Annotated in this window: 10 protein-coding genes and 1 tRNA gene; 10 read left to right on the forward strand and 1 reads right to left on the reverse strand. The window is 35.3% G+C overall.

The window, feature by feature from the left end:
• The 5 genes from AAGD72_RS05555 to dapA all read left to right on the forward strand — a co-directional run bounded on the left by AAGD72_RS05555 (position 1) and on the right by dapA (position 2957).
• Positions 1-609 (forward strand): hypothetical protein, encoded by a 609-nt coding sequence (locus AAGD72_RS05555; RefSeq protein ID WP_341814756.1) that lies wholly within the window; start codon positions 1-3, stop codon positions 607-609.
• A gap of 4 nt (positions 610-613) precedes the next feature.
• A complete protein-coding gene (locus AAGD72_RS05560; protein WP_341814757.1) occupies positions 614-1429 on the forward strand; it encodes a hypothetical protein in 816 nt (271 codons plus the stop codon).
• Positions 1430-1442: 13 nt separating this feature from the next.
• Positions 1443-1516 (forward strand) — tRNA-Arg (locus tag AAGD72_RS05565).
• 67 nt (positions 1517-1583) lie between these two features.
• On the forward strand, positions 1584-2066 hold the full coding sequence (ssb, locus tag AAGD72_RS05570; RefSeq protein WP_341814758.1) for a single-stranded DNA-binding protein: 483 nt from the start codon (positions 1584-1586) through the stop codon (positions 2064-2066).
• A 9-nt stretch (positions 2067-2075) separates the two neighbouring features.
• Positions 2076-2957, forward strand: a complete 882-nt coding sequence (dapA, locus tag AAGD72_RS05575; RefSeq protein WP_341814759.1) for a 4-hydroxy-tetrahydrodipicolinate synthase — start codon at positions 2076-2078, stop codon at positions 2955-2957.
• 38 nt (positions 2958-2995) lie between these two features.
• Here the strand turns inward: dapA and ligA are convergent, their stop codons facing one another.
• Entirely contained in the window at positions 2996-4984 is a 1989-nt protein-coding gene (ligA, locus tag AAGD72_RS05580; protein WP_341814760.1) for an NAD-dependent DNA ligase LigA, read from the reverse strand.
• 214 nt (positions 4985-5198) lie between these two features.
• On the opposite strand from ligA, the gene gltX reads away from it, so the two are divergent.
• The 5 genes from gltX to rpsR all read left to right on the forward strand — a co-directional run bounded on the left by gltX (position 5199) and on the right by rpsR (position 11790).
• Positions 5199-6521 carry a glutamate--tRNA ligase gene (gene gltX / locus AAGD72_RS05585; RefSeq protein ID WP_015589198.1) on the forward strand — a complete coding sequence of 441 codons (1323 nt, stop codon included), beginning with the start codon at positions 5199-5201 and terminating at the stop codon, positions 6519-6521.
• A gap of 311 nt (positions 6522-6832) precedes the next feature.
• On the forward strand, positions 6833-7006 hold the full coding sequence (locus tag AAGD72_RS05590) for a hypothetical protein (protein WP_341814761.1): 174 nt from the start codon (positions 6833-6835) through the stop codon (positions 7004-7006).
• A 357-nt stretch (positions 7007-7363) separates the two neighbouring features.
• Positions 7364-10693 carry a DNA polymerase III subunit alpha gene (gene dnaE, locus AAGD72_RS05595; protein ID WP_341814762.1) on the forward strand — a complete coding sequence of 1110 codons (3330 nt, stop codon included), beginning with the start codon at positions 7364-7366 and terminating at the stop codon, positions 10691-10693.
• 48 nt (positions 10694-10741) lie between these two features.
• Positions 10742-11515 (forward strand): 30S ribosomal protein S6, encoded by a 774-nt coding sequence (locus AAGD72_RS05600; RefSeq protein ID WP_010082465.1) that lies wholly within the window; start codon positions 10742-10744, stop codon positions 11513-11515.
• Positions 11515-11790, forward strand: a complete 276-nt coding sequence (rpsR, locus tag AAGD72_RS05605; RefSeq protein ID WP_007548890.1) for a 30S ribosomal protein S18 — start codon at positions 11515-11517, stop codon at positions 11788-11790. Before AAGD72_RS05600 ends, rpsR begins: the two co-directional genes overlap by 1 nt.
• Position 11791 lies beyond the last annotated feature (1 nt).

Genomic DNA, 11791 nt, shown 5'->3' on the forward strand with positions numbered 1-11791 from the left:
ATGACTATCTCTCAATTAAAAAGAAAAGCTACAATTCAGTTTATATCGTATTTGTTATTATCTGTTGGATTAATAGGGTTATTAACATATGTTGTTATCTATAACGAAAAGATTTATAATAAAAACCAAATTGCGATTGATAAAATACGTTCTATTAATTTACAGATTACTGGAATTCAAAAAAAGGAAGTTGTTCTAAATAAAAACCTAGATTTATGGAAAAAAATTTCTTCTTCAAATTTACATAGTAGCAGATACATTGCAAATTTAAATTTCGAGCTTAGCAAGTTATATAAAAAGTACTATATATTAGAACCTGAAATATCAATTTCTATACCCGAAGAAGTTGAGCTCCACAACAAAAGTGAACGCACAAAAGTAATAAAAAGTGAAGTGGCCCTAAATTTAAGCTCAATCAGCGATAAGCATATTTTTTTATTTTTACAGTCTATTCCAAATCTGCCTGGTTATGTTATGATCAAATCTCTTATTTTAAACAAGCAGAGAAATATTGATGCTGCAACTATGAATCAGATTTTGAATGGTAATATGATAGAGATAGTGAGAGCTAATATAGTCTTTGATTGGTATACTATATTAAGTAGATAAGATAATGAATATAAAGCTGTTTTTTATTTTTACGCTACTCATTTCCAATGTTAATGCATATTGCAGTTGTGAAGATATTATAGAAAGCATAGGAATTTGTAAGAAGTATTCTTGCCGACAATATATTGGCAATGAAGATTTTATTGAGCATAAAATATTAGGATTAAATAGTGGAAATTTATGCGTATATATAGAAAAACAAGGTAATGATGAAATGGTTTGTCATCATTCTCAGTATGGAATGATGATAGAAAAAAGATATTTTGAAAGTATTCTTAAAGTTGGCAATCAAGAAATCGACGATTTTATTGATATAGCAAATTTGCGTGCAAAAGAGTGTTTCTTTATCAACAATCAAAAACTAAGCTATACAGATCGGGACGATATAATAAGAGAAGCAGTGGAAAGTGACTTTGACGTTTTGTCACAATATAGTAACGTAAAAAGCATTTTTTTTGATGAAGAGCCAGTTAATAGAATGGTCAATGAAATGGAAAAGTTCAATTTACGATCTTCAAGAGCTGTAAAAGAGGAGGTATCAGATAATTTCAACTGTAAGGTAGTGAGTTTAGACTCAATTTTATATCTTTCTCCCGATACATGGAAAATATGGGTAAATGGAAAACTGTTTATAAATACCAAGGATTTAAAAGTGCACTCAGTCACTGAAAATTATGTAACTTTTGTATGGACCGTAGATCAAAAAGCAATAAAAAAGCATGCGAATGATTCTCAAAATGTATATTTTGGATATGGGAGTATTATGTTTACGCTTTATCCAAAACAAAAATTTGACTTGGATGGCTTATCTATTAAATAACTTAAATATATATGCGCTTGTAGCTCAGTTGGATAGAGCGTTGCCCTCCGGAGGCAAAGGCCGTGGGTTCGAATCCCTCCAAGCGCACTTTTAATTAAATTTGACAATAGTATTTTCACATAAGATAATAAAAGGATTTATTTAGAGCATAATTATGTCTGGTGGTACCATAAACAAAGTCATACTAGTTGGTAATTTAGGAAAAGATCCTGAAATTAGGACTACACAAAATGGAAAAGAAATGGCAAGTTTTTCAATAGCCACGTCTGAAAGTTGGACTGACAAACTTTCCGGTATGCGCTCTGAAAAGACAGAGTGGCATAATATCGTAATTTTTAGTGAAGGATTAGTAAAAATCGTCAAAGATTTTGCACGTAAAGGCAGTAAAGTTTATGTTGAAGGTTCTTTGAGAACTAGAAAATGGACTGACCAAAACGGTAGTGAAAAATACACAACAGAGGTGGTTCTATATAATTTTAATAGCGCTCTTACTCTCTTGGATTCACGAAATAGTGCGCCAAATCCTGATTACAAGCCAAGTGAATACAAACAAGGTAAAACAGAACAAAAAGATAAACACGAAAGTTTTGACAACGATATAAAAGATGAACTACTCGACGATGAAATACCATTTTAACAATTTAAATTGAAATCTACATTTTTATGGACTGCTTGTATTACTCCTTTTAATTGCAATGGGGATAGCATAGATTATAGCAGTTTGCAGCGTTTACTGACAATGCAAGTTAAAGCTGAAAATGGCGTAGTGTTGCTGGGTAGCACAGGTGAGAGCCTATCGCTTACTGATTCTGAAAAGCGTACATTAGTTGAATTCGTATGTAAGCTAAAATTAAATACAAAAATTATAATTGGCGTACCAGGAGTGAATCTATATCAGACTCTTGAATGGCTTGATTTTTGCAAGGGTATGCCTATTCATGGCTATCTAATGACAACTCCCATTTATGCAAAGCCCGGAATTATGGGGCAGACTTTATGGTTTGAAAAGCTGCTTGAGAAAGCACATGTGCCGGTTATGTTTTACAATATTCCATCAAGAGCAGGAATAAATCTTCACGCTGAAACTGTACGCAACTTATCCAGCCACGAAAAATTTTGGGCTATCAAAGATTCAAGTGGCACTGTTGATACTTTAGCTCAGTATAAGAAAGTTGCACCAAATATTGAGGTCTTTTGTGGAGATGATAATATGATATCCGATATGGCCGCTTATGGTGCGGCTGGCCTGGTTTCCGTTGCTTCCAATGTTTGGCCATATGTAGCACATGAATATGTTAAGAAGTGCCTCAATGGCAGGAACCCTCAGGCAGATATCTGGCAACAGGCTTGCGAAGCGTTATTTACTGCCAGCAACCCAATACCTACTAAAGCACTTTTGCATGATATTGGGCTCATAGAACATCAAACTGTCCGCCTACCACTCAGCACAGAAGACTTGCCTTCTGTTGAAAAATTGAGGCAAGTCAATAAAATGATTCTTGGATGGAAAGAATTGGCTACTCTCTAAATAGTCTTGCAACTTTGATTTAATATACAATCCAAGTTTCATTTGAACACTCCCAAACTTATCACTTTATGCCACTGGTCTTCATCTAAAATTTCTACACCTAATTCCACTGCCTTTTTATATTTGGATCCTGGTTTTTCTCCTGCAATTAGGTAGTCAGTTTTAGCAGAAAGATGTGAGCTGACCTTTGCTCCTAGAGTTTTGGCTCTTACTTTTGCCTCTCCTCTACTCATAGCAAGTAGCTTACCAGTAAACACTATAATTTTATTATTTAAAACAGAGTCACTAGAGTTGGAGCTCGCAGGAAGAATTTGAAGACAAGCAGTAAGATCATTTAACATTTTGATGTTATGTTCCTTAGAAAAAAATGATTCCAAAGATTCAGCCACTTTTTTTCCTATGCCGTCTATACCTACTAGCTCAGTATTATCTGATGACAGTTCAATCATCGAATTATACCAATTATCATAAGAAACATAATAATCTGCAAGCAATTCTGCTGCAACTTGGCCAATAAATCTAATACCTAAAGAAAATATAAACCTATCTAGAGTTATTACCCTTCTGCTTTGTATAGCATTTAATAAATGAGCTATAGATTTCTCGCCCCAGCCAGACTGTTCTTCCAGATTAAATTCATCCAATTTTTCTTCTAAAGTAAAAATATCATGGATTTGTTTTATCAGACCAAGGTCGTAAAAAAACTCTATCTGCTTATCACCAAGGCCAACAATGTCAAATGCATCTTTCGATACAAAATGCTTTAGTTTTTCTATTATTTGAGCTTTACAGGCAAATTCCTCAGGACATCTTACTGCCGCCTCTCCCTCAACCTGACGTACTTTACTACCACATTCAGGGCATACTTCAGGAAACACAAATTCAGGTGTATTTGGAAGACGAGAATCTCTGCTTACTTCAACGATCTGGGGAATTACATCACCTGCTCTTTTGATTGTTACAATATCTCCCTCTCTTATGTCTTTACGTTTTATCTCATCTTGGTTATGCAGACTTGCTCTACTAACTAGCACCCCACCAATATTGACTGGCACTAAATCTGCAACTGGAGTTAAAACCCCTGTTCTGCCCACCTGTATAAATATCTTGTTTAACTTTGTTTTTGCATAAACCGCAGAAAACTTGTATGCAAGTGCTGAGCGCGGTGCTTTGTGAGTATTCCCTAGACGATTTTGTAGTACCAAATCATTTACTTTATAGACTATTCCATCAATATCATAATCCAAGTTATAGCGACAGTTATAGACTTCATTATAGAACTTCAGCATTCCATCTAAACTACTCGTTAAGGACTGATGCTCATTTACGCAAAAACCAAGTGCCTCAAGCTTATTTAGTATTTCACTTTGACTTTTCTCTGCCCCACCAATTAAAGAATAAGCAAAATATCTAAGAGGTCTACTTGCTGTAATGTTTGCATCCAATTGCTTTAGAGAACCAGCGGCTGCATTTCGAGGATTGGCAAATTCATCGTTTTCATTTAACTTTAAAAAGTCGCTGTTACTGATGTATATTTCACCTCTTACTTCTAGTCTTCCTTGCACACCTTGCAAAAACTTAGGAAAGCCTTTTATTGTTGCAACATTGTGAGTGACATCTTCCCCTACAAAACCATCACCTCGAGTTGCAGCTTTAACAAATCTTCCATCCTCATAAATTGCAGAAAACGACAACCCATCAATTTTTGGTTCACATAATATCTCTATTTTGTCCTCAATTAAAAACCTCTTTATTTTAGGCAAAAATTTCTCTACACCTTGTTCATCATAAGCATTCTCAAGGGAAAGCATAGGTTCTTGATGTTCCACCTTAGAAAACCTCTCATCAGGTGGAGCACCAACACTATCTTGTGTTGCATAAATTTCTGGCTCTATTTCAGCTAACTTTTTCTTCAGTTCATCATATTCAGCATCACTTATTTCTGGCTTATTTTTTTGGTGATACAAAACATTATGATAATTTATTTGATCTTGCAGTTTTTCTCTCATCTTTTCTAAGTTAGTCATGATACCAATATAATGCTACATTAGCCTTTGTCGTCAAGCTGTGAATTTTCTTGAATTTATCATATGGTCTTAATCCATCAAATATCAAAGGTACCACAATGCTATAGCCATACTTATTCTTCTCTTGCTCAATTGTATTAGCAGATCTCACTTGCTTTAGCCGTACATTTATATAAAATTAAAATAAATTAGAGTAAACAATATTGCTATTTAAATGCTAACAAGATTCGCTCCAAGCCCAACTGGCTACCTCCACGTAGGAAACGTACGAACTGCCTTGGTTTGTTGGATGTACACACGCAATCAAAATGGAAAATTTTTACTCCGTTTTGATGATACTGACCTTCAGCGTTCAGATGTCAAATATATAAATGATATCATACAAGATTTGAAATGGATTGGTATCAATTGGGATGCAAGTTTCAAGCAATCAGAGCGCTTTGAGCGTTACAATGAGGTGTTTTTGCAGTTAATAAAAGAAGGGCATATTTATGCATGCTATGAAACAAGAGAAGAGTTAGACATTAAACGAAAATTGCAGTTAAAACAAGGACTTCCCCCTGTATATGACAGAAGCGCGTTACTTCTAACTGAGCAAGAGAAAATTAGTTATGAGCAAGAAGGAAGAAGACCACATTTTAGATTTAAGTTGGATAGAAATGAGGTTGTTAAATGGAATGATGAAGTTAAAGGTGAAATAAATATTGCAACCAGTAGCATAAGTGACCCTGTGGTAAAAAGAGAAGATGGAATTTACACATACATGTTACCTTCTGTTATTGATGATGTTGACTTTAATGTAACCCATGTTGTACGCGGGGAAGATCATGTAACTAATACCGCAGTTCAGCTCCAAATGATTAAAGCATTAAAAGCGAAAATCCCTACATTTGCTCACCTTTCTCTGCTACATTTTGATGATAGCAAGATATCCAAGCGAGCCGGCGTGCTAGATATCAAATCTATAAAAGAAGATGAAATTGAACCGATGGCACTAGTTAGTTATTTAGTGAAGCTCGGAACATCCAATCCAATTGAAGCTTGCGCCTGTATGCAATCTTTGATTGATTCATTTAATATTAAAAAATTTAGCTCAGCATCTGTACAATTCAGCTTGAGTGAAATATATAAGCTAAATAGCAAAGTTCTGCAACAAATGCCATTTGAAATGGTGCAAGACCGTTTAAATCAAATTGGAGTGGACTCCTCAGAGTTTTGGTATTTTATAAGGAACAATATAGAAAGGTTTTCTGAGGTGGCCAAGTGGTGGAAAATATGCAAATCTGATATAGAGCCTGTGATTCTTGATAAGGAGCTTATAAAAATTGCGTTCAATGCATTGCCCCAAGGTGATTGTAATGAAAACACGTTGTCAGAATGGGTCAAAACTATTCGACAAACAGTGGATATAAAGGCAAAAAACCTATTTACGCAGTTGCGTTCAGCTTTAACAGGAACAGAAACAGGACCAGAGCTCGCTAAACTATTAATTTTTATCGGCAAAGAAAATATCATTGCAAGGTTAAAAGAAAAGTGAAAACTAAAGAATTATAGCTAATGCAATCCCTACGTCATACCGCGATTCATTCGCGGTATCTCTTAGCCGCTAACAAGAGATCCCGCTAACAAGTAGCGGGATGACGGTTGTCAGGGTGTCATCCAAGTAGCCTCTTTCTTGTCATCCCAGTGCCCAGACACTGGGATGACAAAAAAAGGAGCACTGGAATGACAGCAATCTACGTCATACCGCGATTCATTCGCGGTATCTCAGCCGCTAACAAGAGATCCCGCTAACAAGCAGCGGGATGACGGTTGTCGTTTAGCTATAAATGTTAAGAAATTTACCAAATGAAAAAAAAGGCAAAAGAAGCCCTGGAGTTATTATCCGCTTTAAAATATTGGCGTTTTTTATGTTTTAAACGCTTGACAAGCGAAATTCAGCTGCTTTTAATTGCAACTAACCTACGCTGCAAATGTTTAAGAAATTTACTAAGCAGAAAAAAAGACAAAGAAACCCCGTAGTAGCTAGCATTCAAATTCTCCCTTGTTCTATTTGACGTCTTTTGATGTCTTGAACGCTTTATAAGCGCGTTTCGGCTTGTATAGGTAGAAACCTAAAAGTTTTATAAAGACATGAGATGCACATAGTGCAAAAAATTAAGCATGATTTACGCCAAATACAAAGTTCCCTTTGTCGTTTTAATCTGCAGATTGCGAAGATAAATAAATAGCTTCAGTTTCATGATAAGGGCGCTGGCCGAGTTTGTCAAGCAAGTTTTTGTATTTTAATTTTAGAATTTTATAGGCTTTTGTTCTCATGAAAATTATGTTCTCATGGGTAAATTAATGTTATCCTTTTTTGTTGATCTAAAGTTTTTTATGTTCATACACTTACGTGTTCATAGTGTTTATTCGCTGCTTGAAAGCTCGGTTAAAATTGAGGAGCTGATCGGCCTTTGTTTGCGAAATAAAATGCCAGCGGTTGCAATTACTGATTCAGGTAATTTATTTGGTTCACTTGAGTTTGCAGAATATGCGGCAAGTAGAGGAATACAGCTAATAATAGGATGCAATATTATAGTTAAACATTCAGAACAAAATTTACCTATATTATTGCTTGCAAAAAATGAGCAAGGGTACACTAATTTAGTCACTTTGGTAAGTGAGTCTTTTAGAAAGCGCAAAAATAACAGCGATATTCCTTACGTTGATTTTGATGAGCTATTGAATTTAAGTACGGGTCTGATCGCTTTAACCGGTGGATGTTTGGCTCAACTATTGTTGGGGCAAGATAAAGAAACGGTTGAAAAACTGCTTTCAGCATTTAATGGTCATTTATATGTTGAATTGCAGCGTCATGGGTTGAATAAAGAGCTAGAGCTTGAAGAAGCTTTGATAGACTTTGCTTATCAGCGCAATATACCACTAGTTGCAACGAACGATGTGTTTTTTCCAAATAGGTCTGACTATGAGGCTTATGATATATTAACGTGTATATCGGAGGGGAGTTATGCCCTGGAGAATAACAGAAAGAAGTTAACTACCGAGCATTACTTCAAGTCTGTGGCAGAAATGGAGGAGCTGTTCAGCGACATTCCCGAAGCAATTCATAACACTTTAGTGATAGCTAAGCGGTGCTCTTACATGCCAAGAAGCAGGCAGCCTATTTTGCCTAAATTTCCTTGTAGAGAAAATAAAACTGAGAATGAAGAACTGAGGGAGCAGGCAGTTGCAGGATTAGAATTCCGTATTGCGAATGAGACAGACATAGACCTTAAACAATACTACGATCGGCTGAATTACGAACTAAGCGTAATAACTTCAATGAATTATTCCGGGTATTTTCTAATAGTTTCTGACTTTATCCGTTGGAGCAAAGCAAATGGCATTCCAGTTGGTCCAGGAAGAGGCTCTGGTGCTGGATCAATTGTTGCTTGGGGCTTGCAGATTACAGACCTTGATCCAATAAAGTTTGGCCTAATATTTGAAAGATTTTTGAATCCTGATCGTGTATCGATGCCTGACTTTGATATCGATTTCTGCCAAGAGAAAAGGGACCTGGTTATTGATTATGTTCAGAAAAAGTACGGTTATGTTGCTCAAATAATCACTTTTGGTAAATTGCAGGCAAGGGCAGTATTGCGTGATGTTGGTAGAGTATTGCAAATGCCTTACTCTCAAGTGGATAAAATATCTAAAATGGTTCCATTTAATCCAGTAAATCCTGTAACTTTATCACAAGCGATAGAGTTTGATCAAAACCTGCAGAAAGAGCGGGATAGTGATGAGGTAATTGCAAAGCTTCTTGATATATCTCTTAAGCTTGAAGGAATATATCGTCACGTTTCAACCCATGCTGCTGGAATTGTAATATGTGATCAAAAGTTGGAAAATTTTGTTCCTGTGTATTATGATCCAAATTCAGCTTTGCCAATCACTCAATACAGCATGAAATATGTGGAGAAAGCTGGGCTAATAAAATTTGATTTTCTTGGGCTTGGTACGCTAACGCTAATAGATCATGTATGTCGTTTAATTAATCGTGATGGAAAAAAGATTGATATTTCTTCAGTTCCTTTAAATGACCAAAAAACCTATGAGATACTCTCAAGCGGTGATTCAATTGGAGTGTTCCAGCTTGAAAGTTCGGGAATGAGAGAAGCTTTAATCAAGTTAAAACCAGACTGCATCGAGGACATCATCGCTTTAATCTCTCTTTATCGTCCAGGACCTATGGATAACATTCCAACTTATGTTGCAAGAAAACATGGACTTGAAAAGCCAGATTATATTCATCCATTACTTGAGGGAATATTAAAAGAAACATTTGGGGTAATAATTTACCAAGAACAAGTGATGGAAATAGCGCGTATTCTTTCCGGGTATAGCTTAGCGGAAGCAGATCTGCTGAGACGTGCCATGGGTAAGAAAATCAAGGAAGAGATGGATAAACAACGTGAACTTTTCATCCAAGGGGCAACGAAGAATGGCGTTGATTATGACAGGGCAAGTTATATTTTTGACCTTGTTGCAAAATTTGCTGGTTATGGGTTTAATAAATCTCATGCTGCAGCATATGCGGTTATATCTTATCAAACGGCTTACCTTAAAGCTAATTATCCATTAGAATTTTTTACAGCACTAATGAATCTGAATATTGATGATAGAGATAAACTGAATTTATTTTATCATGCAGCAAAGTTTAGTGGCGTTACCGTTCTTTCACCTGATATAAACAAGTCTCAAGCTGAATTCTCAATAGAGGATGAACGCATACGTTATGGTATTGCTGCCTTGAGGAATGTTGGTTTTTCTATAGCGGAAGGAATAGTGAACGTACGTTCAAGCGCTTGTAAGGACATATGGGAATTCATTCAAAATTCAGGTCATATAATAAATAAGAGAGCGCTAGAAAGCCTGATTAAATCCGGAGCATTCGATAGCGTGCATAAGAACAGAAAGCAGCTATATGAGTCAATGGACACGCTGATTTACTTTGCAAATAAAAACAAACAGGATAGAGAATCAAGTCAAGCTGCTTTGTTTGGTAGCCTTGATGTCCTCAAACCGAAACTTGAGAATGTGGAAGATTTTGATGAAGAGAAAAAATTAGAGCATGAGTTATTTTCACTAGGATTTTATTTAACTAATCATCCACTTGAAAAATTTAGAATTCTTCTGGAAAAGTTAAATATTGGGTTTATCGGAGAAAATAGAACAGCAAAAACTGCTGGGGTAATATTAAATGCACGTATGAGAACTTCAGAGCGTGGAAGGTTTGTTATCCTCACACTTTCTGATCCCCATAACGTTTCTGAAATAGCATTCTATAATAATGAAATAATAGAAGAAAAAAGAGATTTATTTTCACCAGGAACGTTTGTGATAATTGATCTTGAAGCTTCAGAAAATACAACAAGATTAGCAGGCAAGGATATATCTGAGTTTACAAAAAGAGTCACTTCTACAATAAAAGAATTAGTTCTCACCACTGAGTGCACGGATTCGCAAAAAGCCGCTATGGAATTAAACACAATATTGAAAGATGAAGGCAGAACCAAAATAATGCTAAAACTTCTTCTCGAAAAACATAAAGTGAGCATCTTATTACCAGGTACATACTCAATTGCTCCTCAAGTAATTTATGAAATATCTAATTTAAGCTGGATTAAAGGCGTAGAAATTAATACAAATAACTTGCTTATATAAAAAAGCTTTATATAATGAAATATTTAATCGGTATTAAAGGAAGATATAGTGAATCTTTATGAATTTACTTTTATAGCACAACAAGGATTGTTACAGCAAGAAGTAGAGGAGATGGTCCAAGAGCTAGCTGTTTCATTGAAAAATATTAAAGCAGATATTATGTTCCAGCAAATCAGGGATATTCTGAAAAAAGGAAATGACAAGCTTACAAAACAAGAGTTAGAAGTGCGTGCTGAGGACATTAAAGAAAGTCTAGTTGCTTACTCTGATTTCTTGGAAGATCTTACAAAAATTTTATGGGTTGAATTAGAAGAAGATCTTTCAAATTTGAAAGAAGTGAAGTCAAAAATCGATAAAGAGTTGAAAGATGACCTAAAAGATTTAGGAATAACGCAAGATTTTACAAAATTTCTAGGAGGCAGTACTAAAAGTGCGTTTATCCATAACGCAGTAAATGCTTTGAAGAGAAATATTTCAGAACATCTAATAAAGATTTTTCAAGATATTTTGAAAGATTTTAGAATAAACGGTCCAACTCAATCGAGCAAAGCGTTGGAAATGCTTTTGAAAAACATTGAAGCATCAGGATTAATCAAGTATGAACATTGGGGTCTTTTGGATTTTGCATATCACAAAAATAAAATGAAGAGCGGTCATTATTGTATAATGTGCATAAGTTCTACTGCAAGCATTCTGGATGAATTTATGCGTAGAATGAAACTTAATGAGAACGTTATTCGCCACTTTCCTGTGCAGGTTGATAAAATTTTTGAAGGTAAATCTCATATGATGAATAAACAAATTGAGGAGCAAAGCGCATAATGATGAAAAGACGAAATAGTTTTAATAATTCTTACGTATCTGTAAATAATAGGACTGGCTTTAGGCGTTCTAAAGTTTGCCCTCTTGCTGCGTCTAAAGATGAAGACATAGATTATAAGAATATAGATTTATTATCCAAGTTTACCTCTGACTATGGTAGGATATTACCTAGAAGATTAACAGGCGTATGTGCAAAAAAACAAAGGAAGTTACGCTTAGCGATCATAAGGGCACGTTTTTTAGCTCTTATTCCTTACTGTACTAAAAAAGTTTAGG

Source organism: Wolbachia endosymbiont (group A) of Chalcis sispes (genome assembly GCF_964026765.1).
GTDB lineage: Bacteria > Pseudomonadota > Alphaproteobacteria > Rickettsiales > Anaplasmataceae > Wolbachia > Wolbachia pipientis.

Excerpts from the sequence above, each read along its gene's own strand:
- AAGD72_RS05555 (WP_341814756.1), top strand. The coding sequence starts at position 1 with ATGACTATCTCTCAATTAAAAAGAAAAGCTACAATTCAGTTTATATCG.
- AAGD72_RS05560 (WP_341814757.1), top strand. The coding sequence starts at position 614 with ATGAATATAAAGCTGTTTTTTATTTTTACGCTACTCATTTCCAATGTT.
- ssb (WP_341814758.1), top strand. The coding sequence starts at position 1,584 with ATGTCTGGTGGTACCATAAACAAAGTCATACTAGTTGGTAATTTAGGA.
- ligA (WP_341814760.1), bottom strand. The coding sequence starts at position 4,984 with ATGACTAACTTAGAAAAGATGAGAGAAAAACTGCAAGATCAAATAAAT.
- gltX (WP_015589198.1), top strand. The coding sequence starts at position 5,199 with ATGCTAACAAGATTCGCTCCAAGCCCAACTGGCTACCTCCACGTAGGA.
- AAGD72_RS05590 (WP_341814761.1), top strand. The coding sequence starts at position 6,833 with ATGAAAAAAAAGGCAAAAGAAGCCCTGGAGTTATTATCCGCTTTAAAA.
- dnaE (WP_341814762.1), top strand. The coding sequence starts at position 7,364 with ATGTTCATACACTTACGTGTTCATAGTGTTTATTCGCTGCTTGAAAGC.
- rpsR (WP_007548890.1), top strand. The coding sequence starts at position 11,515 with ATGATGAAAAGACGAAATAGTTTTAATAATTCTTACGTATCTGTAAAT.